Genomic DNA, 24,369 nt, shown 5'->3' on the forward strand with positions numbered 1-24,369 from the left:
CTGCTGCAATTGTTCCTCTATTATTCCGTACCGGTATCTTCGGTATCAGACGGATCGTTCTGCTGGCTGGCTGCCTGATACTGCTCCTTTGTCGGAAGAGACATAAGCTTTGCCCGGTAGCTGACATAATCACTGTGAAGATCATCATACTCCGCATAGCTCTTACATGCCTCCACTGCCTGTAATGCCTTCTGGATCAAATCCGACATATTGGACGGCTGATACTTATGCCCTGTCATACGCTTCAGTCTTGTCCTTGCCAGTGCAATCCTTGTCTTTTTTGTCTGTTCCTCTCTTGCCTGTTCCGCCTTTGCAGACGATTCCTCGGCAAGACGCTGGTTCTCTTCGGACTGCTGCTCCTGATATGCCTTCACGACGTCCTTCCATTTTACGGAATCATCCTTTAAGCTGTCATATTTATCCTTACATCTGGTGCTGTAATCCTTGCGTACATCATCATCCTGGATCGATGCGATCATATTTTTGAGACTGTTGTATGTCTCGGTGAACGTATAGTAATCCGCCATACTGGTGATTGTCAGCTTCTCGAACTTCTCGAGCTTCTTAAGTGCCCTCTCCTGCTTGGACTGATCGGTCTCATTATCCACATACTCCGTAGTATCTTCCAGAATATCCCGAGCAAAATAATCCATTCCATAGCTGCGCTTACGGTTACCGTTTACCTCGGTGCCCTCAATGATACGTCCCTTACTGTCATACTTGGCAAGACATACCGTCTCCGGCTTCTCAAAATCCTTCGGCGTCAGCTTCGCATGTATCTGGTTCATGTAATTCTTCCAGATCGCACCGGAAAGTGTGGCACCGTATGTACCCGGCATTGCTCTCGGCGTATCATAACCGCACCATACAACTGTCGTATAATAAGCCGAATAACCGCAGAACCACACATCCTTGCTGGAGTTCGTGGTACCGGTCTTGCCGGCCGTGATCTGTCCGCCGTTCAGCTTCAGCGCACGTGCTGTACCATAGCTCTCATTAAATACTCCCTTAAGGACATCCGTCATCATCCAGGCTGCTCCCTTAGAGTATACCTGTGTCTTTTCCTCGGCATCCTTATAGATCACACCATCGGAAACGTGACTGATCTTCCTGATACAGGTACGGTCGCTGTACTCACCGTTATTGGCAAGTGTCGCATACCCCTTTGCCATATCCACAACCCGGACACCCTCGGTAAACCCACCGAGCGACAGTGCCATATTACCGTTGTCCACATAACTGAGATTATGAAAATGCATCTTATCCAGAAAGGAAAGACCATATTCCGGCGTGATCACTTCAAGCACCTGCCATGCGATCGTATTGATGGAACGCGCCACCGCCTCACGGATATGCACGCTTCCACGATATCCTCCGCCGGAGTTCTTTGGTCCGTTGCTGATCGGATGATCGTTTACTACCGTTGACGGAGAAAACTTTCCTGACTCAAAGCCGGGTGCGTAATCGATCAGAGGCTTGATCGAGCTTCCGGACTGACGCGCTGACAGATATGCCCTGTTATAGGCATCCTTTGTGCCTCTTCCTCCAACGATCGCCACGACATAATTCGTGTTATTGTCAACACAGACAGCAGCCCCCTGCAATGCATACTTTCCATTATCGGAGTTCTTCTCCGTGTTGTAAGCCAGTCCGCTGTCAATTGTCTTCTGAAGCTTTTTCTGTTTTGCCTGATTTAACGAGGTATACAGCTTATAACCTCCGGAACGGATATCGTCACATTTGGTGCTGTATACGGAAGAATACTGCGACTGATATTTCTCATACTCCTTTTTCGTCTTAAAGGTGTATTTAAATTCAAAATTCTCCTTCTCCATCAGAGAGATCGCCGCACAATGTACCGCATAGCTGACCAGATAACTTTCGTTGGAGGTTTTCTCGGTAATCTGCAGTGCACTCGGCTTTGTCTTGACCGCCTTGTTGTATTCCTTTTTGGTGATCGCACCGCCCTCATACATCTTCAGAAGCACTTCGTTACGCTTCTGCTTCGCTGCCTTCGGATGGGCGACCGGATTATAAGCGGACGGCGAATTGGACAGACCGATCAGCATCGCCGCCTCCGCCGGCTCCAGATCCGCCGGTTTCTTGTCAAAGTAATACTTGCTGGCCGCTGCCACACCGTAACAGCGGTTTCCGTAATAGTTGCTGTTACAGTAAAACTCCATGATCTTATCCTTGCCAAACTTCTGCTCCACCGTCGGTGCGAGCAAAATCTCCGCAACCTTTCTCGTAAAGGTCTGCTCCTGAGACAGCAGATTGTTCTTGATCACCTGCTGGGTAATGGTACTTCCGCCCTGCGTGATCTCTCCGCGGTTCTTAAGCAGTGCCACACTGGCACGCATTGTCGCTAAAAGATCCACACCTCCATGCGTCTTGAAACGCTTGTCCTCCACCGCAATATATCCATTATAAATATACGGCGAGATCTTGGAGATCTTCGTATAAGTAAACCGTCCTGCATTGACCGAACCGATCTTCTTCCCCTTGTCATCGAATACCAGCGTATCCTCATTCATGACAAAATCTTCCTCGGTCATATTCACAAGGTTGTCAAAAACGACCTCCCTTGCCTCCGTAAACATCGGGATCACCTTAACATATACACAGATTCCCGCGATCAGACCCACGACAAGGATCGATGCCAGGATTCCGAAAATTGTCCCCAGAATAGTTGATATTACACCAAGATATCCGCCGACCACTCCAACGAGTGCCCGGATCCCCATTTTAATACGACTTAACCCCTTCTTCATTCGTGCTCCTCCATTTTGAAGCGATTTGTAAAATCTCTTTTCTCAAACGTCTTTTCATTATACCGCCATCCGGCGAAATTATCAAGTTGACACCCTAATTTCTGTCGATTAGAATGTAATTTGTGATTTATTTTAACCTATACAGAAAGGCATTGATTATTCATGGATTTATTACATTCACGCAGTCACTTTGGCTTTATCGGACTTGGTCTGATCGGCGGCTCGGTTGCCCGCTGCATCCGCAGAGAGCTTCCGGATGCCCGGATCAGCGCTTATAATTACTACGAAACAAAGAAACACCCCCGTCTGGAAAAGGCACTCGCAGACGGCGTACTTACAGATATTACAACAGATATTTCCCGCGTTTCAGACTGGGATGTGATCTTTCTCTGTGCTCCTGTCCGCACAAATGTGGCATATCTTACCAGATTAAAACCATATCTGAAAGCGGACTGCATCCTGACCGATGTAGGAAGCGTGAAGGGCGAGATCTACCATGCGATCCGTAACGTTGGACTCGACCACTGCTTTATCGGCGGTCATCCCATGGCAGGAACAGAACACATCGGTTACGAATACTCCTTTGCGGAGCTTCTGCGGGACTGCTACTATATTCTGACACCGACGGACAGAATTCCTGAGGAAAGCATCGCATGGATGCAGGAATTTGTCCGCAGCGTCACACATTCCCGCTGCGTCACGATCGATGTAAACGAACACGATGAGGCAACTGCCGGCATCAGCCACGCACCGCATGTGATCTCCGCCGCTTTAGTCAATGCCGTCCGCGCCAGAGACGATAAAGGCATGTACCGGCTTCTTGCCGCAGGCGGCTTCCGGGACATTACAAGGATCTCTTCCTCCTCTCCTGAGATGTGGAAAAGCATCTGTCTTGCCAACCGGGATGCCATTCTCGAATTTCTGCAGGAGTACCGGAATATTCTCGGTACCATGGAGCAGGCGATCCGCGAAGGCAAAGAGGAAGATATCGAGCATTTTTTTGCCACTGCAAAGGAATACCGCGATCAGCTCTTTTCGGATGACAGTAAATAAGCATTTGAACCAGACTGCCACAGTGTGCTATACATAGAAAGGATCTTTCATTGATTATGGAAAATATATTAGAGGGTTTAAATCCCCAGCAGAAGGAAGCGGTAGAACATTTCAAGGGACCTCTCCTGATTCTTGCAGGTGCCGGTTCCGGTAAGACAAGAGTTCTGACACACCGGATCGCATATCTGATTGACCACTACGATGTGAACCCATACCATATTCTGGCACTGACCTTCACCAACAAGGCTGCCGGCGAGATGCGCGAGCGTGTCGATCAGATCGTAGGCTTCGGTGCTGAAAATATCTGGGTCAGCACCTTCCACTCTACCTGCGTCCGCATTCTGCGCCGCTACATTGAGGTGCTCGGCTACAAACGCAGCTTTACGATCTACGATGCCGATGACCAGCGTGCTCTGATGCGTGAGATCATTAAGTATCTTGATCTTGACCCTAAGAAGTATAAGGAACGTGCCTTCTTAAATGTCATCTCCAACGCCAAAGACGAGCTGATCGGTCCCGAAGATTACGCCGCACGCGCACAGGGCGACGGTATGCGCGAGATCTACGCCAGAGCCTATCAGGAATACGAAAAGCGTCTCCACGATGCCAATGCACTTGACTTTGATGATCTCATCTGCAAAACGATCCAGATGTTCCAGGAGAACAGAGACATTCTCTCCTATTACCGGAACCGTTTCCGCTACATTCTGGTGGACGAGTATCAGGATACCAACACGGCACAGTTTAAGCTGATCAGTCTTCTGGCAAGTACTCCTTCCGACGATGGCGGTGTGGAACACAATCTCTGCGTTGTCGGTGACGATGACCAGTCGATCTACAAATTCCGTGGTGCCAATATCATGAACATCCTGAATTTCGAGCAGGAATATCCGGACACGCGTGTGATCCGTCTGGAAGAAAACTACCGCTCCACCCAGAATATTCTGGATGCCGCCAATGCCGTGATCCACAACAATACAAAGCGTAAGGAGAAGGCTCTCTGGACAAGGAAGGACAAGGGCGATTCCATTTACTATTCACAGTTTGAAAATGAATACGAGGAGGCAGAATCCGTTTCCTCTGCGATTGCCCACGCCGTCAGTAACGGCAAGGCTGATTATAAGGACTTTGCCATCTTATACCGCACCAATGCACAGTCCCGTGTATTTGAGGAGAAGCTGATCAACTATAACATTCCATACCGCATCGTCGGTGCCGTTAATTTCTATCAGCGCAAGGAGATCAAGGATATCCTCGCCTACCTCAGAACAATTGAAAACGGCATGGATGATATATCTGCAAAGCGTATTATCAACGTGCCAAAGCGCGGCATCGGTCTGACCACGATCGATCGCGTCAGCAATTATGCGATCATACACGGCACCAGCTTTTACAGTGCCCTGCAGGATTATGAATACATCGAAAATATCGGCAGAAGTGCCGCAAAGCTCGGCAGCTTCGTTGGTCTGATCGAATCCTTCCGCACGAATCTGGAAGATCCGGACTATTCGATCGAACAGCTCATCCGTGACGTTGTTGAGCAGTCCGGCTATGAAGCGATGCTTGCCGAGGATGACAGCGAAGAATCCCAGGCGAGACTGGAAAATATCGAGGAGCTTATTAACAAGGCTGCCTCCTACGAGGAGGATCACGAGGAAGAAGGTGCCACTCTGGGCGGCTTTCTGGAGGAGGTTGCCCTCGTCGCAGATATCGACAATGTGGATGACAGCACGGATATCGTCCTTCTCATGACGCTCCACAGCGCCAAGGGACTTGAGTTTCCGTATGTCTATCTGGTCGGCATGGAGGACGGCATCTTCCCGGGTGCCATGGCCGTGTACGGCGAGGATCCCGATCAGGCAGCCGAAGAGATGGAGGAGGAACGACGCCTGTGTTACGTCGGCATCACCCGTGCCATGAAAAAGCTCTCCCTAAGCTGTGCCCGCAGCCGTTTCCGTAACGGAGAGCATCAGTTTAACCGTCCATCCCGCTTTATCAGCGAGATCCCTCGTTACCTGCTGCATGCAGGCAGCAACTCTTCTACCGCCTCCTCCGGCGGAGTCAGTGCCGCTGAGTTTTTAAAGCATCAGCCGGGCGGCTCCTTCTCCTTCGGTGCCGGGACCGGCAGCTCTTCCACGCGAAGATCCGGTTCTACACGCTCCAATACGGGAGGCTACGGAACCGGCACCTGGAATCCTGCAATGGAACAGCGCACAAAGCAGGCAGGTCATGCCCGCGGCAAGAGCGGACTTGATCTGCTTGCCGGAAACCCGATGATCTCCAAAGGCTTTGGAGGCTCTTACAAAACACCTTCTGCCAAGTCATCCTCTGCCGCAGGCAACTCCCAGACGCTCTCCTACAGCGAAGGAGACCGTGTCCGCCATATGCGCTTCGGCGAGGGCAGTGTACAGAAGATCACGCCGAGCGGAGCCGACTTTGAAGTGACCGTTGCCTTCGACAATGGCAACACCCGAAAAATGCTTTCTTCGTTTGCAAAGCTAAAAAAGGTATGATATAATGATCCTCAGAGAAAAACAAGCGGATGCGAAGCAGACATTTGTTTTTCTGGGATCATTAACTCACAAAAAGCCTGCACCGCAGGCAGAAAAGCTCCGAAGGAGCGGTTTTGTGAGTTTTAGCAGCGGAAATAATGAATATAATGATCCTCAAAGAAAAACAAGCGAACAGGAGGTATTTTATGATGAATAATTCAAAACTGGAAGAACTTTTAAACACTGCACGTATCAACGAACTTCTTCACAAAAAGGAATTAGAAGAGAAGAATAAAAACGGTATCATAATCGCACTTGCCATCATCGGCGCAATTGCAGCAGTCGCAGCGATCGCTTATGCAGTTTACCGTTATTTTACACCGGATTATCTCGATGACTTCGACGATGATTACGAGGATGACTTTGATGATGATTATATCGAGTTTTCCGACAGCAAGCCGGAGGCTGAGAACTAATCAGACAACGCGTCGGAATAGACGACAGACAATGCCAAACCGAAATGGATCTCCATTTCGGTTTGTTTTTGCAAACATATGAGACACAGGGGACGGTGTACTGCCTGCTCTCCCATCGTCTAACGAATATACATGCAGTACAGAAATGAGGATAATATGAAGCTTTGGGGCGGACGTTTTACCAAGGAAACAAATCAACTTGTACACAATTTCAACGCATCACTTTCCTTTGACCAGAAGTTTTATCATGAGGACATTCAGGGAAGCATCGCTCATGTAACTATGCTTGCCGATCAGGGTATCCTCTCCCATGAGGACAAGGACAGCATTATTCAGGGACTCGAGGGAATCCGTAAGGATCTCGACGAAGGAAAGCTTGAATTTACGGCAGAACATGAGGACATTCACAGCTTCGTGGAAGCACATCTGATCGAGCGCATCGGAGACGCCGGCAAACGTCTTCATACCGGCAGAAGCCGTAATGATCAGGTGGCGCTTGATATGAAGCTATACACACGCCATGAGATTGAGGAAATGAACGATCTGTTAAAGGGTCTTTTGGAAAGCATCCTGCGCATCATGAAGGAGAACCTTCATACGATCATGCCGGGATTTACACATCTGCAAAAGGCGCAGCCGATCACTCTGGCACATCATATGGGTGCATATTTTGAGATGTTCAAAAGAGACCGTTCCCGTCTTTCCGATACCTTAGAGCGTATGAACTACTGCCCGCTCGGCTCCGGTGCACTTGCCGGCACAACATATCCACTCGACCGTGAAGAGACCGCAAAGCTGCTTGGCTTTACCGGTCCGACACTCAACAGTATGGATTCCGTTTCCGACCGCGATTATCTGATTGAGTTTTTGAATGATATGTCCATTATCATGATGCATCTTTCCCGCTTCTGCGAGGAGATCATCACCTGGAATACTAATGAATATCAGTTTGTCGATATCGACGACTCCTACTCCACCGGCAGCAGCATCATGCCACAGAAGAAAAACCCGGATATTGCCGAGCTTGTCCGCGGCAAGACCGGTCGTGTATACGGTGCACTGATGTCTCTTCTGACCACCATGAAGAGCCTGCCTCTCGCATACAACAAGGATATGCAGGAGGATAAGGAATTTGTCTTTGATGCGATCGATACGACAAAGGGATGTATCGTTTTATTCCACGGTATGCTTGATACCATGACCTTCCGTAAGGACCGCATGCGTGCCAGCGCAGAGGGCGGCTTTACAAATGCAACAGATGCCGCAGACTATCTGGTAAACCACGGTGTTCCATTCCGTGATGCACACGGCATTATCGGTCAGCTTGTACTCTACTGCATCGACAAGGGCATTTCTCTTGGCGAGATGAGTCTTGATGAATACAAGGCGATCAGCCCGGTATTCGAGGAGGATATCTACGATGCGATCTCTATGGAGACCTGTGTCAACAAGAGAAATACGATCGGCGCTCCGGGTCCGGATGCCATGGCAAAGGTGATCGACATCTACGAGAAATATCTCGCAGAATAATAATGTTTAACGCAAAGAGGTATGCTTTCAAAAAGCATACCTCTTTTTAGGGTATAGAAAAATGCTCGCAATGTGGTGGGAAGCAAGGGCAAAACGCTGGTTTTGCCCTTTTTAGTATATACAAAAATGCTCGCAATGTGGTGGGATGCAAGGGCAAAACGCTGGTTTTGCCCTTTTTTAGTATAGGAATAAGATCCGGAGCTTGCCGCATTTCTTATCCCGCAAGCCCTGTTCCAACCTTTCCGGTATATAACTGATAATACTTGCCCTGCTGCTCGATCAACTGGTCGTGCGTTCCTCTCTCAATGATTCTTCCCTGTTCCAGAACCATGATACAGTCACTGTTCTTAACTGTGGAAAGACGATGTGCGATCACAAAGGTCGTTCTTCCCTTCATCAGCCGGTCCATACCATCCTGGACAAGCTTCTCGGTACGGGTATCGATCGAGCTTGTCGCCTCATCTAAGATCAGTGCCGGCGGATCTGCGATCGCTGCTCTGGCAATCGCAAGAAGCTGTCTCTGTCCCTGACTTAAATTGCCACCGTCACCGGTCAGAACCGTATCATAGCCCTGCGGCAGATGACGGATAAACGAATCTGCATTGGCAAGCTTTGCTGCTGCCACAATCTCCTCATCGGTTGCATCCAGCTTTCCGTAGCGGATATTATCGCGGACCGTTCCGGTAAACAGGTGTGTATCCTGCAGAACGATTCCCAGAGAATGACGAAGATCCTCTTTCTTGATCTTATTGACATTGATCCCGTCAAAACGGATCTTTCCGTCCTGAATATCATAAAAACGGTTGATCAGGTTTGTGATCGTTGTCTTACCGGCTCCGGTAGCTCCTACAAATGCAATCTTTTGTCCCGGCTTCGCATACATTTCCACATCGTGCAGAATGATCTTATCATCATTATAACCAAAATCCACATGATCAAAGACAACCTCGCCGCGAAGCTTCTGATAGGTCACGGTATCATTATCCTTATGATAATGCTTCCATGCCCACACACCGGTTCTCTTCTCGCTCTCCGTGATCGTTCCGTCCGCTGCCTCGTTGGCACGTACAAGCTCGACATAGCCGTCATTAACCTCCGGCTTCTCATCCAACAGCTCAAAGATACGATCTGCGCCGGCAAGTGCCATAACGATACTGTTTAACTGCATGCTGACCTGATTGATCGGCATACTGAAGGATTTGTTGTAGTTCAGGAATGCCACAAGACCACCTACGGTAAAACCGCCGATCTTATTGAAGGCTAAAATTCCTCCGATCATGGTACAGAGTACATAGCTGACATTTCCAAGCTGTGCGTTGATCGGTCCCATGACGTTGGCAAAGGTATTGGCATTGTCCGCGCTGTGGAAAAGCTCATCGTTCAATGCATTAAACTCATCGATGCTCTCCTGCTCACGGCAGAATACCTTGACAACCTTCTGTCCGTTCATCATCTCCTCAATGTGACCGTTTACCTTACCCAGATCTCTCTGCTGCTGGATGAAGTATGCACCGGAAAGACCTGCCACCTTCTTGGTAACGATCAGCGTTACTCCAACCATAACCAGCGTAACCACGGTCAACGGAACATTGATGATCAGCATTGCCGCAAGCACACTGATGATCGTGATCAGACTGGAGAAAAACTGTGTCATACTCTGACTGATCATCTGACGGAGTGTATCAATATCATTGGTGTAGATTGACATGATATCACCGTGAGAATGTGTATCAAAGTATTTGATCGGCAGGGACTCCATATGAACAAAAAGCTCATCACGAAGCTTTCTTAAGGTTCCCTGTGTGACATTAACCATCAATCTGTTATAAGCCCAGGTTGCAAAAACACCAACGCCGTAAATACATGCGACCTGAATAATCTTGTGCAAAAGCGGCGTAAAGTTCTTCTCCTTTGCGTGAAGCAGAGGTGTGATATAATCATCGATCAGCGATTTGGTAAACATAGTCCCCTGTACATTTGCAAGCACGCTGACAATGATCAGGATCAGCACCAGCACCATGTACACACCATAACTCTTACCGATATATTTCAAAAGACGTTTTATTGTCTGTCCGGGATGCTCTAACTTTACCTTCGGTCCCATCCCTCTTCGTCCGCCGGGTCCTTTTGGTCCACGCAGTTTCTGTGAACGGTTTTCTGCCATTTCTCATTCCACCTTTCTATCTATCCTGTCCCAACAGGTACATTTCCGATTTACGAAACCATCTGTTACATTTCATCGAAATCTCCGCTGCCGGAGGTCTGAGATTCGTATACATCACGATAAATCTCATTATTCTCCATCAACTCATCATGTGTTCCGTATCCGTTGATCGTTCCGTTTTCCATCACAATAATATGATCAGCATTCTGAATGCTGGAAACACGCTGTGCAATGATCAGCTTCGTTGTACCCGGAATCTCCTCCGCAAATGCCTTGCGGATCTTTGCATCTGTGGATGTATCCACCGCACTTGTGGAATCATCTAAGACAAGAACCTTCGGCTTCTTTAAGAGTGCTCTTGCAATACAAAGTCTCTGCTTCTGTCCACCGGATACATTCGTACCGCCCTGCTCGATATAAGTGTCATATCCCTTTGGCAGCTTCTCAACAAACTCGCTGGCGCAGGCAAGATCACAGGCATGCATACATTCCTCTCTCGTTGCCTCCTTATCACCCCAGCGGAGATTGTCAAGGATTGTTCCGGAGAACAGTACATTATTCTGTAAAACAACGGCAACCTGATTCCGGATCACGTCGATATCATATTCACGGACATCTCTGCCGCCGACTATAACGCTTCCGTCCGTCACATCATAAAGACGGCTAAGCAAAGAAACAAGACTTGATTTACCGCTTCCGGTTCCTCCGAGAATACCGATCGTCTCTCCGGATTTGATCGATAAGTTGATATCCTTAAGTACCGGCTCCCTAGCATCCTTCTTATAGCTGAAGTCCACATGTCGAAACTCAATGGAACCATCTGCCACTTCCATAACCGGATCCTCCGGATTTGTGATATCCGGCTTCTCATTTAATACCTCAGCCACACGTCTCGCACTTGCCACACTCATGGTAACCATAACAAAGATCATGGAGAGCATCATCAGGTTCATCAAAATGTTCATGCAATAAGTAAGAAGCATTGACAGATCACCTGTGGTCAGTGTATTGCTGACGATCATATGTGCTCCCATCCAGCTGATCACAAGGATACAGGTATATACGGCGAACTGCATGATCGGCATATTCAGGCAGATCATTGCCTCCGCCTTTGTAAACAGACGGCATACATTGCCACTTGCTTTTGTAAACTTCTCTTTCTCATGGTCCTCACGGACATATGCCTTTACAACACGGATTGCAGATACATTCTCCTGCACACTCTCATTTAAGTCATCGTACTTCTTAAAAATACTGTTGAAATATTTGGTTGTTCTTGTCAGAAGCACAGCAAGAATTGCTCCCAGGATCAAAACCGCAATGAGATACACGGTGGCAATCCTTGTGTTTACTGCAAAAGACATCACCATGGCGCAGATCAGACTGAACGGTGCGCGCATACACATACGCAACAGCATCTGATATGCATTCTGAATATTGGTGACATCGGTTGTCAGTCTCGTAACAAGACCGGCTGTGCTAAATTTATCAATATTGGAAAAGCTGAATGTCTGAATGTTTTCATACATTGCTTTTCGCAGGTTTTTCGCAAAGCCTGTGGAGGCTTTTGCACCGTACTTACCGCCCATAAATCCACAGAAAAGACTGAAGCATGCTGCAAGTAGCATTAATGCTCCCATTTTATAAATGTGTCCGGCATCTCCTACCGAAACACCGTTGTCAATGATCGACGCCATCATCATCGGAATGATCGTCTCCATGATGACTTCGAGGATCATAAAGATCGGCGTTGCAATCGACACCTTTTTGTATTCCTTGATCTGTGATGCTAATGTCCTGATCATAGTCAGAAATCCCTCCTTTTTCTCTCATCCTGCTGCCGCTTTGTGTTGTCATTGATATTATGCGCAATGCGTTCCAGATAGTCCTTAAACTGCTCCAGCTCCCGGGTGGTAAACCCCTCCACCAGAAGCTTCTCAAACTCTGCGATCTCTCCTTCGATCTGCCGGTGTATCTCTAAAACCTTCGGCGTCAGCGTCAGCTTCTTTAATCTGGCATCATAATCTACCGGGGAACGCATTATCAGACCCTTGGAAACCATCTGATCCACTGCCTTTGATACATTTGATCTGGTCATGGCAAGAGCCTTCTCCACATCCTTCTGAAACACATCCTCCTGCTGATGATCCAGCATATAATGGATGATCCAGCTGTCCATTCTGGAGAGCTTCTCTCCCGGCATGCCGGCGATACGCAGATCAATGCTTCTCCGGATCAGATTAGAAACACAGTTGATCTGCATACCAACCGCTCCATCCTTCTTCATCGGCTCTTCCTCCCTTCTGTATGCATTGTTTTCCTGTTTTAAATACATTGTTGAAAAGTAGATTGTTTCCATTTCAACAATAGGCGTGATTTTTATTATAGACAAAAAAAAGATAAAGTCAATAGACTTTATCTTTTTTTAAGGATTGTGAAATACTGATCACAATTTATTTCGCAACGATATTAACAATTCTGCCCGGAACATAGATTTCCTTAATGATATTCTTGCCCTCAAGCTTGTCTGCGATCGTCTCTTTTGCCTTTGCAAGCACATCTTCCTTGGCATCATCCTTGCCAATGCTCAATGTTGCCCGGGTCTTTCCATTGATCTGGACAGCAATCTCAACCGTAGACTCTACTGTCTTTGCCTCATCATACTCCGGCCATGCAGTCTGATATACATGACCCTCTCCGCCGATCATTTCCCACAGCTCCTCTGTGATATGAGGTGCAACCGGATTTAACAGAGTAAGAAGCGTCTTATACTCGCCCTTTGTCACTGCATTCTTCTTGTAGAAGTCATTGATCAGTGACATCATTGCTGCGATTGCTGTGTTGTATTTCAGATTCTCGAAATCAAGACTTACCTTCTTGATCGTCTGATGCATCTTTGTCTCCATGTCAGAAGAGTATCCTTCCTCATCTGTCATGATCGTCTGCAGCTTCCATACACGCTCCAGAAAACGGCGGCAGCCCTTTACTCCGTCCTCTGACCAGGATGCACTCAGATCAAAGGCTCCGATAAACATCTCATAGGTACGCAGTGTATCTGCACCGTATGCCTGAACGATATCATCCGGATTTACTACGTTTCCACGGGACTTACTCATCTTCTCACCGTTCTCTCCGAGGATCATTCCATGGGAGGTACGACGCTGATATGGCTCCTTGGTTGGTACGATTCCCTGATCGTACAGGAACTTATGCCAGAAACGGGAGTACAGAAGATGGAGTGTTGTATGCTCCATACCACCGTTATACCAGTCTACCGGCAGCCAGTATTTCAGTGCTTCCTTGCTTGCCAGTGCCTCCGTATTGTGTGGATCGGTGTAGCGCAGGAAATACCATGAGGAACCGGCCCACTGCGGCATGGTATCTGTCTCTCTCTTTGCCGGACCGCCACAACACGGACATGTTGTGTTGACCCATTCTGTCATAGCTGCGAGTGGAGACTCCCCATTATCGGTCGGCATGTAGCTGTCCACCTCAGGAAGCAGCAATGGAAGCTCGCTCTCATCGAGCGGCACATAACCACACTTCTCGCAATGTACGATTGGAATTGGTTCACCCCAGTATCTCTGTCTGGAGAACACCCAGTCACGCAGCTTATAGTTTACTTTACGGTTACCGATTCCCTTTTCCTCCAGGAAATCCTTCATTTTCTCTTTGGCTTCTGTTACTTCCAGACCATCGAGGAAGTCAGAGTTGATCATCTTACCGGTTGCCACATCCGTAAATGCAGCCTCGTTGATATCAACAGGACCCTCCTTGCCTTCTACAACCTGAATCATCGGAAGATCAAACTTCTTTGCGAACTCCCAGTCACGGGTATCATGAGCAGGTACTGCCATGATCGCACCGGTACCATAGGACATCAGAACATAATCGGAGATCCATACCGGAATCTCCTTGCCGTTTACCGGATTGACTGCACTCAGACCACCAAGGATCACACCTGTCTTATCCTTTGCAAGCTCAGTACGCTCAAAATCAGACTTTCTTGCTGCCATCTCACGGTACTTCTGGATCTCATCCCAGTTTGTGATCTCATCCTTATACTTATCGATCAGCGGATGCTCCGGAGAGATAACCATATAGGTTGCTCCAAACAGCGTGTCTGGACGCGTTGTATAGACACGAAGCTTCTCGTCCTTATCCTTCAGGCGAAAATCAACCTCAGCTCCCTCAGAACGTCCGATCCAGTTCTTCTGGGAAACCTTAACCTTCTCAATATAATCTACATCGTCCAGATCCTTGATCAACTTATCTGCATATTCTGTAATCTTTAACATCCACTCGCTCTTTACCTTGCGGACAACCGGTGCACCACAACGCTCACAGACACCGTTGACAACCTCCTCGTTGGCAAGACCAACCTTACATGAGGTACACCAGTTGATCGGCATCTCCTTCTTATATGCAAGGCCTGCATTAAACAGCTTTAAGAAGATCCACTGTGTCCACTTATAATAATCCGGATCCGTCGTATTGATCTCACGATCCCAGTCAAAGGAATATCCGAGTGACTGAAGCTGTCCCTTAAAACGTGCTACGTTATTCTTTGTAACAATCTTCGGGTGGATATGGTTCTTGATCGCGTAATTCTCTGTCGGCAGACCAAACGCATCCCAGCCCATCGGGAATAATACATTGTAGCCCTGCATTCTTCTCTTACGGGAAACGATATCAAGAGCGGTGTAAGGTCTTGGATGACCTACATGAAGTCCCTGACCGGATGGATATGGGAACTCAACCAAAGCATAAAATTTCGGTTTTGAGTAATCCTCAGAAACCTTAAATGCTTTCTCCTCCTCCCAGATTTTCTGCCATTTCTTTTCCACCGTATGGTGATTGTACATTTCTGCCATGATAATCCTCCAATTCTACATTTATTACAATCTTAATGTGTACTGTATCTCAGATCAGATAAAAGCCGATCCATCCAAACAAAACTGCTATGACTGCTCCTGCTGCCACATCCTTCGGAAAATGCACTCCCGTGATCACCCGAAAAACTGCCAGTGCCACGCCACAAGATCCTGTGGCAATGCCAAGCGGCAGATTGATCCAGAATACGGCTGCTGCAATGATCATGTTTGAAAAAACATGACGGCTCGGAAAGGAATTTGCCTTTGTATCCTTATTCAAAAGCGGCGTAAAGTCATAAATTTCGTACGGACGTTTTGCACCAACCACCTTTCGAAACAGTGTGACAATCACAAAGCCAACCGCCGGCACCAGGATAAACCGGATCAGCCGCCCGTCCCGTCCAACCAACAGAAACGCCGCCATCACACAGTATATGGCTGCCGTCACCGCTGTCAGTGCACGGACCATCAGCCGTACCGATCCAATTCCTATATTCCTCTCTGTCCAATCCATACATCTCTGATAACTATTCTTCGTCATTCGATTCCTTTATTCCAATAGAAAGCTCTTCTAACTGCTTCTCATCGACTCTGGATGGTGCCTCTGTCATGAGGCAGGATGCATCCTTTACCTTCGGGAAGGCGATCACGTCACGGATGCTGTCCTGCTTTGCCATCAGCATAACAAGACGATCCAGACCATATGCCAGTCCTGCATGTGGAGGCACACCATACTTGAATGCATTCATCAGGAAACCAAACTGCTCATACGCAGACTCCTTGGTAAATCCAAGTGCCTCAAACATTCTCTCCTGAATGTCATCCTGATGGATACGGATGGAACCTCCACCGATCTCGGTACCATTTAACACGATATCGTAAGCTCTCGCACGAACCTTACCTGGCTCTGTCTCGAGAAGATCCAGATCCTCCTCCATCGGCATTGTAAACGGATGATGCATTGCCACATAGCGCTGCTCCTCCTCCGAATACTCAAACTGAGGGAACTCTGTTACCCAGAGGAATCGGTACTCGTTCTTGTCCAGCAGATCAAGCTGCTTTGCAAGCTCCAGACGCAGGTTACCGAGTACATCATAAACGACTTTATTCTTATCGGCTGCAAATAAGAGCAGATCTCCCGGCTGTCCGTCCATCTTCTGAACAAGTGCGGATAACTCGTCCTCTGTCATAAACTTGGCGAAGGAAGATTTATATGTGCCATCCTCATTCACACAAAGATATGCCAGACCCTTTGCACCGAAATCCTTTGCAAACTTCACAAGAGCATCGATCTTCTTGCGAGGCATGGATCCCTGTCCCTTTGCATTGATACCACGAACGGAGCCACCGTTTTCCAAAGCTCCGGTAAATACACCAAAGCCACAGCCTGCCACAACCTCAGACACATCGGTAAGCTCCATGCCAAAACGAAGATCCGGCTTGTCGCTTCCGAAGCGGTCCATTGCCTCCTGCCAGGTCATTCTCTGGATCGGCAGCTCAATGTCAATATCAAGGATCTCCTTGAACAGCTTCTGAAGAAGACGCTCATTGACATCCATAACATCATCCTCATCGACAAAGGAAAGCTCCATATCGATCTGTGTAAACTCCGGCTGTCTGTCTGCACGAAGATCCTCATCACGGAAGCATCTTGCAAGCTGGAAATAACGGTCATATCCGGAGCACATTAAAAGCTGCTTAAACAGCTGTGGTGACTGCGGAAGTGCATAGAAGCAGCCCGGATGCACACGGCTCGGCACCAGATAATCTCTGGCTCCCTCCGGCGTACTCTTATTGAGCATCGGTGTCTCGATCTCAAGGAATCCCTCATCCGCAAGAAACTGTCTTGTCAATGTCGCGATCTTACTTCTCATGATCAGATTTCTCTGAAGATCCGGACGACGAAGATCCAGATAACGGTACTTTAAACGAAGATCCTCCTTGGTCTTAATGTCCTCCTCGATCGGAAACGGTGGTGTCTGTGCCTCAGAAAGGACACGAAGCTTAGTTGCCACAACCTCAATCGCACCGGTTGGAAGGTTCTTGTTTATGCCACCCTCCCGTGCCACAACAGTACCAACGACAGCGATCACAAACTCGCTTCGAAGCTTATATGCCTTATCAAACAGCTCCTGTCCCAGCTTTTCCTCCTGAAAATTAATCTGAAGAAGTCCGCTGCGGTCGCGGAGATCCACAAAGATCAGTCCACCTGTGTTACGGGCTTTCTGTACCCATCCCATCACGGTAACCTCCTGTCCGATGTTTTCTTCACTCAATTCGGCACAGCGACAGGTACGCTTTAAGCCTCTCATTGATTCTGCCATGATAACCCTCCATTTATTAATTATTGTAAATTATAAACATTGTCCAACAGTCTGTTACAGACCATACCGTATAAGATAATACACCGAATCCCCAAAACATGCAAGCCAACGTTATTATTCCTGCATAATTTATCCGGCTAGATTCACATTTCTGTTATAATGCCTCCGCTTCCTTCACAAACAAAGGCAGATGTTCCTTCTGTAATGGCGATATCACTGTACACAGAGAGCGAAGCTTCTCCCCTGCCTCATTGTGGATCACCCGCTGAAATGCCAGAAAGCAGCGCATATCATAATCCTCGACCTCATCGATCATGATCTCCATCGCCGCAAAACGTTCAAAAGCCCTACGGTAACTTCTGTCGGTTGTCAGTGCACAGTACACATCGCAGATACGCAGAATGCGTGCCATCCACGGGATCTTATCACCCCGAAGGTTTTCCGGATAGCCGGTGCCATCCACATTTTCATGATGATAATAAACTGCCTGTGTGATCCCTGCCGGATATCCCTCTGCCATCAGCATATCGCAGCTGTGCGTCGGATGCATCCGCACGATCTTCATCCTCTCGATCGTCAGTGTCTCCTCACTGCCTGCCTCGTTCATATGCTTCATCACCCAAAGCTTGCCAATATCATGTAACAGGCCTGCCACAGCGATCTGACGGCAAAACGTCTCATCCTCGCCAAGTTCCTTCGCTACCTCCTGTGCAAGATTACTGACCTTCACACCATGGCTCATCTCGACATAGATATACTCTCTCATTTTACTGCTCAGGGAAGCACTCTCCATGACGAGCTGCTCCAGATAATCCTCTTCCATGTTCTAATCCCCCATACCATGTTCTTGTTTCCGCTTCAGCATCTCATCAATGCGGGAAATATAATCCGTCACACTCTTGACATTCTCCACACGGCTGACAATATGCCGTTTCCTGTCATAGCATTTCGTGCTCGCCCCGGCACCGAGTGCTGCAATACTCTGCATTTCTTCCATGATCAGAATATTGTACAGACATTCTTTCCCCTCGCGGGCAAAGCCGATATTCTCCTGTCCGGAGCTTCCGGCATAGCCTGCTGTATTCTTTTGCCGGTACATATAGTACGGCTGATATCCATTCTTCCTCGCAAAAGCAAGCCCCATCTGCATCATCTGTTCCATGCGGCGGGCACGCTCCTCCTCCGGGACAGCTCCCTCATCCAACAGTCGGCGCAGCCTTGATGCACGCTTGACCACCAGTGAATGGATCGTCACGCTGTCCGGATCAAGCGCCTTCATCTGTGCCAGAGTATCCGCAAAATCCTCCGGTGTCTCTCCCGGAAGCCCGATGATCAGATCCATGTTAATATTGTCGAAGCCACATTCTCTCGCCAGCGCAAACACCTGCTTTGTCTGTGCGACCGTATGCTGTCTGCCAATGCTTTGCAGCGTTTTATCCTGCATTGTCTGCGGATTCACCGAGATCCTCTCTACGCCAAAGCGTCTAAGTGCCATCAGCTTTTCCCTTGTAATGCTGTCCGGTCTTCCGGCCTCCACCGTGATCTCGTACGCATCCTGCACCGGAAAGTTCTCATACAGACAGATAAGCAACTCCTCGAGCTGTTCTGCCGATAATGTCGTCGGTGTGCCTCCCCCGATATACACAGAGGTCAGTTTCTTTCCTTTCTGCAGCTCTCCGCAGAAACGAATCTCCCTCTTCAGCGCCTCAAGATAATCCGGGATCAGACTGCCAAACTGCTCCATCGGATACGACGGAAACGAACAGTACAGACAGGTCGACGGACAAAACGGAATCCCCACATAAAGACTGTAGCCCTTATCATACTCTGCCTTCTGTAAAAGAGCTGCCTCCCTTGCGGCAATATCCAGACAAAGCTCTGCTTTCTCAGGGCTGCAGCAATACTCCTCTTTCATACTACGTCTAACGGTATCAAGAGGTTCATTCTGAAGAAGACGGTTCATCGGAATCTTTGTCGGTCTGACTCCTGTCATCGTTCCCCATACCGGAATACTTCTGAGCATTCCCTCCGGAAGTGTTTCTTCTTCCATTTCACAAAGTATCGTAAAAAGTAATTTCTTTAATTTATTTTTGTAATCCGTCCGATACGGATGGGTGGTCTTATCCACGTGCTTATGAAAGTCCTGCTCACCGCTGACTGTTACAGACCGTTCGCAGTATTTTCCACCGTTTAGAAGCCACACCGTGATCTTATCCTGTCCAAAAAAAGCGCCGACAAACAGTGCTGCATCTGCATCGGTCTGTGCCAGTGCTTTTAAACTGTTTTCATCCTGTTTCTCAAGGATCACCACACGGTTATGCTCCGCCGGGAAAAATCCAGTCACAAGCGCCTGTATTTCATAGTCGAAGTCCCGCTCCGACAAAACAATATCTATCATATTATTCTATTATTCCTCGATTTCTCATCATTTCTGACCGGACAGCCATATTCTCGTCTAACCCGCATACGGATTAAACATCTTCTCATCCCGGATCGTCGTCATCGCACCATGTCCCGGAAATACGCGGACTGCCTCCGGAAGCACCAGAAGACGTTCACGGACCGACTGCATCAGTGCCCGGTTACTGCCGGTCGGAAAGTCCGTTCTTCCAACGGACTCCTGAAACAGCGTATCCCCGGAGAACAACATGCATGCATTCGGAAAATAGAAGCACATTCCGCCACTTGTGTGTCCCGGTGTCAGGATACAGCGCATCGTCTCACCTAAAAGCTCAAGCTCCTGTCCGTCATCCAACCAGACATCTGCCTTCAGACTGACGTTATCTCCCATCATCACCGATACATTCTTCTGCGGATCTGCTAACAGCTCTTCCTCTTTTCCGGAGGCATAGATCTTTGTCTGAAATCTGCGGCGCACCTCATCTGCTGCCGTAATATGATCAAAATGTCCATGTGTCAGAAGGATCCCTACTACCTTTAACTGCTTTTTAAGAACATGTCTCTCGATCGTATCCGCCTCATAGCCCGGATCAATGATCAGACACTCCTTCGTATCCTCACGATATAAAAAGTAGCAGTTAGTCTGGATCGGTCCCACCATTCTGGAATCACATTTTAATAAGCTCATCTCTTTCCTCATTTCTTTCTTTATGAACGGCTTCTCTGAATATCTGTTACACTCGGCACGTTGCGCAGCTTCTTGATCAGCTCATTTAACGCTTCCACACCACGGATCGCAAAGCTGACATTGATCGTCGCAATGCCCTGCTTACTTGTTCTTGTATTCATTGCCTTCACATCAATCTTATTCTCTGTCAGAATCTTCGTGATATCCATCAGAATACCCATACGGTCATATGCGTAGATCACGATCTCTGCATCGTAATCCTCGTCGGCAGAGCCCTGGGAATCCACACTCCACTCAGCTTCAATAATACGCTGGCGATCTGCCTCGGACAGATTCATCATATTAACACAGTCTGTACGATGAATGGAAACACCTCGTCCTCTCGTCACAAAGCCTATGATCTCATCTCCCGGCACCGGACTGCAGCACTTTGAAAAACGAACCGATACATCAGACAGGCCGGCAACCACAATACCACTCTTTGATTTGACCGCTGCTGCCGGACGGGATACCCCGGCATTCTCAGTACTCTTTGCCACCGCATCCAGAATCTCCTGATCGGTTGTATGCTTTGGATTCTTCTTGTCATATGCATTCTGAAGGCGATTAACAATCTGTCCCTCCTTCAGTCCACCGTGACCCAGCGCAGCCAGCACAGAATCCCAGTCTCTGAAACCGTATTTCTTCATACAGTAATCGGTATATTCCGTTTTCAAAAGATCGGACAATAAAACGCCCTGCGCCTTACAGTAATTAGCAAGAAGCTCCTTGCCCCGTACAATATTTTCCTCTTTAAACTGCGAACGGAACCACTGATTGATCTTGTTCTTCGCCTGCGGACTCTTCACAAGAGCCAGCCAGTCACGGCTCGGTCCCTTCGAATTCTGCGAGGTCATGATCTCGACACGATCACCATTCTGAATCTTATAATCAATCGGTACAAGGTTTCCGTTGACTCTCGCACCAACCATTCTGTTGCCGACAGCACTGTGCACCGCATAGGCAAAATCGATCGTTGTAGAGCCTGCCGGCAGGTTCTTGACATCGCCATCCTTCGTAAAGCAGTATACATGATCGGAAAACAGATCAAGATCACTTTTTAAGAGACTTAAAAACTCTTTATTATCGGACATGTCTCTCTGCCATTCCAGAATACGGCGCAGCCATGCAAGCTTCTCCTCCTCATTGTCGCGGTCTCTGCTTCCATACTGATTCTCTTTGTATTTCCAATGCGCAGCGATACCATATTCAGCGGTACGGTGCATCTCATAGGTACGGATCTGAATCTCAAACGGCTGTCCCATTGAACCGATCAGTGTCGTATGAAGCGACTGATAATTGTTCGGCTTCGGCATCGAAATATAATCCTTAAAATGACCCGGGATCGGCTTGTAGATCTCATGGATCACACCGAGTGCCGTATAGCAGTCACGTTCTGTCTCAACGATAATACGCACGGCAAACAGGTCATAGATCTGATCCAGCCTCTTGTTCTGTGTGACCATCTTCTTATAGACACTGAAATAATGTTTGGCACGTCCATCGATCGTTGCCTTGATACCCGCCTCCTCAATATGATGGCTGACCTCGTTAACGATCTTGCGGATCAGGATATCGCGCTGTTCCTTGCCATTGGCAATGCTTGATACAAGCTGGTTATACATCTCCGGCTCAAGATACTTAAACGCCAGGTCGTCTAACTCTACCTTTACTTTGGAAATTCCGAGACGGTCTGCGATCGGTGCATAAATATCAAGAGTCTCTCTGGACTTTTCCTTTTGTTTCTTCGGCGTCTGGTACTGCATCGTACGCATATTATGAAGACGGTCTGCCAGCTTGATCAGGATAACGCGGATATCCTTTGCCATGGCAAGAAACATCTTACGCAGATTCTCCGCCTGTACCTCGACCTTGTCCGCCACATAATCGAGCTGTGTCAGCTTTGTAACACCGTCCACCAGAAGTGCTACCTCATCTCCAAACTCAGCCGCCAGCTCCTCGCTGGTCATGACGGTATCCTCCACCACATCATGAAGCATACCTGCCACGATCGTTTCCTTATCTAACTCCAACTCTGCCAGGATAATGCAGACACACACCGGATGAATGATATACGGCTCTCCTGACTTACGAAGCTGCCCGTCATGTGCTTTATAGGCGATCCGGTACGCCTTCTCGATCATGGAAATATCATCGGAGGGATGATACTTTCTGATCATCTTAATCAGCTTTTCATACAATACCTGTGGCTCTGTAAAATCCTCCGGTATTGTGCTTGTGGCAAGTTCTCCATTATCAATTTTAATTTCAGGTCCGTTTTTATCCATATTAGGTCACTCCATTCTGCATCTGAATCTATCGGTTTTCCTCGTATCCTTTATCATGATTTATCAGGGGACAGTATACGTCCACGCCGATTTCGCCTGCCCCACAATGGTATCAATATCCCACCTCTTCTCACTTCTGGTAATACTGTTCGGATCATTTATCATCAGCTTTCCGTCATCGGTCAGCCCCGTCAGTACAATAAAATGACCGGTCGTTGTGAAATCACCCGGTTTCATGCTGCAGATCACCGGCTGTCCCTTTTTCAGGACAGATCTTAACGAATCTGCCCCCACCGATACAGATTCTGACTTCAGCCCCAGCTTTCTGGCTCCGGTGGACATTAACGACCATGCCGTTCCGGAAGCAACCGTACAGTAATTATTCTCCACACTAAACTCTGCCACCGCATCCGGTGATTTGGAGGTATCCTTTAACAGACCTGCCACTACCATGGAAAGACAGGTGGGACCACAGCCGTTGATACCGATATTATCATTTCCATAGGTAAGATATCCCCATCGCTCATCCCACTGCTGAAAGCGCGGGATCCCATTCTCGGCAGAATCCAGTTCCTCCTTCGTCACACTTCCCGATGGCTTGATGTCTGACTTGTGCTTTGGATAATTCTCTACAAACTCCAGTGCATCCGGATTGTTCGATGCAAGCTTTAACATGCTTTCGCTGTACTCATAGAGGTTGAGCAGGATATTTTCCACCTGCGGGTATTCTGATCTCATCTCCTCAAGCTTGGCAGCGTACTTCTCAAAGCCCTCCGGGATCGAATATTCCGGTGCTGCCTCCGTCGGCTTGATGGTCGCCTCTACCTGCTTGTTCTTCTGACTTGAGCCGCCCTGTACAGTCCTTACACCAAGCCGGATGAGCCCAACCAAAAGAAGCAGGATCAACACTCCTGCCACACCAACTATGGTTCTGGCGATCATTACCTTTCTGCGGCGTTCTCTGCGGCGTTTCAGCCGATGAAGATAACGCCTGTATTCTCTTTCTTCCTCTTCGGTTCTTTCCCTGCTCATCGCTTGTCCCCCTCTCCTTTACAGCTCACAGTCTATATCCATCAGCCGTCTCATCAGGGTCTCAAATTCCTGCTCATCAATTTTGTCATCCTCCAGCCGGTCCGTGATAAGCTCTTCAAGCTCATCCCAGGAATACTGGCTTTTCCCTGCTTCCAGACGATCAAGTTCTTTGTCCCAATTCTGGTACTCTGACATATACATCCTCCGTTCTTTTTCATCAATATACTCATGTAACATA

At 48.0% G+C, this 24,369-nt stretch carries 17 protein-coding genes; 4 read left to right on the plus strand and 13 right to left on the minus strand.

The window, feature by feature from the left end; genetic code table 11:
- Nucleotides 1-20: 20 nt before the first annotated feature.
- Complete coding sequence (locus ACZLMD_RS02425; RefSeq protein WP_484107141.1) at nucleotides 21-2,771, minus strand: transglycosylase domain-containing protein; 2,751 nt, start codon at nucleotides 2,769-2,771, stop codon at nucleotides 21-23.
- 162 nt (nucleotides 2,772-2,933) lie between these two features.
- Between ACZLMD_RS02425 and ACZLMD_RS02430 the strand changes: the two genes are divergently transcribed.
- The 4 genes from ACZLMD_RS02430 (at nucleotide 2,934) to argH (ending at nucleotide 8,322) form a co-directional block, all read left to right on the plus strand.
- A complete protein-coding gene (locus ACZLMD_RS02430) occupies nucleotides 2,934-3,824 on the plus strand; it encodes a prephenate dehydrogenase (RefSeq protein ID WP_118560972.1) in 891 nt (296 codons plus the stop codon).
- Between the two features lie 56 nt (nucleotides 3,825-3,880).
- Nucleotides 3,881-6,337, plus strand: coding sequence for an ATP-dependent helicase (locus tag ACZLMD_RS02435; RefSeq protein WP_118560974.1), 2,457 nt, complete (start codon nucleotides 3,881-3,883; stop codon nucleotides 6,335-6,337).
- A 188-nt stretch (nucleotides 6,338-6,525) separates the two neighbouring features.
- Nucleotides 6,526-6,792, plus strand: coding sequence for a hypothetical protein (locus tag ACZLMD_RS02440; RefSeq protein ID WP_334294593.1), 267 nt, complete (start codon nucleotides 6,526-6,528; stop codon nucleotides 6,790-6,792).
- 156 nt (nucleotides 6,793-6,948) lie between these two features.
- Complete coding sequence (argH, locus tag ACZLMD_RS02445; protein ID WP_482523351.1) at nucleotides 6,949-8,322, plus strand: argininosuccinate lyase; 1,374 nt, start codon at nucleotides 6,949-6,951, stop codon at nucleotides 8,320-8,322.
- Between the two features lie 214 nt (nucleotides 8,323-8,536).
- On the opposite strand, the gene ACZLMD_RS02450 is transcribed toward argH, so the two are convergent.
- From ACZLMD_RS02450 to ACZLMD_RS02505, 12 genes are all read right to left on the minus strand, one after another.
- A complete protein-coding gene (locus tag ACZLMD_RS02450; RefSeq protein WP_489495063.1) occupies nucleotides 8,537-10,486 on the minus strand; it encodes an ABC transporter ATP-binding protein in 1,950 nt (649 codons plus the stop codon).
- 65 nt (nucleotides 10,487-10,551) lie between these two features.
- Complete coding sequence (locus ACZLMD_RS02455; protein ID WP_482521702.1) at nucleotides 10,552-12,291, minus strand: ABC transporter ATP-binding protein; 1,740 nt, start codon at nucleotides 12,289-12,291, stop codon at nucleotides 10,552-10,554.
- Between the two features lie 2 nt (nucleotides 12,292-12,293).
- Nucleotides 12,294-12,773, minus strand: a complete 480-nt coding sequence (locus ACZLMD_RS02460) for a MarR family winged helix-turn-helix transcriptional regulator (protein ID WP_482521701.1) — start codon at nucleotides 12,771-12,773, stop codon at nucleotides 12,294-12,296.
- A gap of 166 nt (nucleotides 12,774-12,939) precedes the next feature.
- Entirely contained in the window at nucleotides 12,940-15,360 is a 2,421-nt protein-coding gene (gene leuS, locus ACZLMD_RS02465; RefSeq protein ID WP_489495064.1) for a leucine--tRNA ligase, read from the minus strand.
- Nucleotides 15,361-15,409: 49 nt separating this feature from the next.
- Nucleotides 15,410-15,901, minus strand: coding sequence for a phosphatase PAP2 family protein (locus ACZLMD_RS02470; RefSeq protein WP_484107798.1), 492 nt, complete (start codon nucleotides 15,899-15,901; stop codon nucleotides 15,410-15,412).
- Nucleotides 15,888-17,684, minus strand: a complete 1,797-nt coding sequence (gene aspS, locus ACZLMD_RS02475) for an aspartate--tRNA ligase (protein WP_022305751.1) — start codon at nucleotides 17,682-17,684, stop codon at nucleotides 15,888-15,890. The genes ACZLMD_RS02470 and aspS overlap by 14 nt, the downstream gene beginning before the upstream one ends.
- 154 nt (nucleotides 17,685-17,838) lie before the next feature.
- Nucleotides 17,839-18,507: an HD-GYP domain-containing protein gene (locus ACZLMD_RS02480; protein ID WP_022305750.1), complete on the minus strand. Its 669-nt coding sequence runs from the start codon at nucleotides 18,505-18,507 to the stop codon at nucleotides 17,839-17,841.
- Between the two features lie 3 nt (nucleotides 18,508-18,510).
- The gene (gene hemZ, locus ACZLMD_RS02485; protein WP_484107799.1) at nucleotides 18,511-20,082 is read right to left on the minus strand and encodes a coproporphyrinogen dehydrogenase HemZ; all 1,572 of its coding nucleotides are present in this window, start codon (nucleotides 20,080-20,082) and stop codon (nucleotides 18,511-18,513) included.
- 57 nt (nucleotides 20,083-20,139) lie between these two features.
- The gene (locus ACZLMD_RS02490) at nucleotides 20,140-20,772 is read right to left on the minus strand and encodes an MBL fold metallo-hydrolase (protein WP_022305748.1); all 633 of its coding nucleotides are present in this window, start codon (nucleotides 20,770-20,772) and stop codon (nucleotides 20,140-20,142) included.
- A gap of 20 nt (nucleotides 20,773-20,792) precedes the next feature.
- Nucleotides 20,793-23,099, minus strand: coding sequence for a RelA/SpoT family protein (locus ACZLMD_RS02495; protein WP_118560982.1), 2,307 nt, complete (start codon nucleotides 23,097-23,099; stop codon nucleotides 20,793-20,795).
- A gap of 63 nt (nucleotides 23,100-23,162) precedes the next feature.
- Entirely contained in the window at nucleotides 23,163-24,131 is a 969-nt protein-coding gene (locus ACZLMD_RS02500) for a C39 family peptidase (RefSeq protein ID WP_118560984.1), read from the minus strand.
- Nucleotides 24,132-24,149: 18 nt separating this feature from the next.
- The gene (locus ACZLMD_RS02505; protein WP_489495065.1) at nucleotides 24,150-24,326 is read right to left on the minus strand and encodes a hypothetical protein; all 177 of its coding nucleotides are present in this window, start codon (nucleotides 24,324-24,326) and stop codon (nucleotides 24,150-24,152) included.
- Nucleotides 24,327-24,369 lie beyond the last annotated feature (43 nt).

It is taken from the genome of Jutongia sp., from assembly GCF_057878315.1.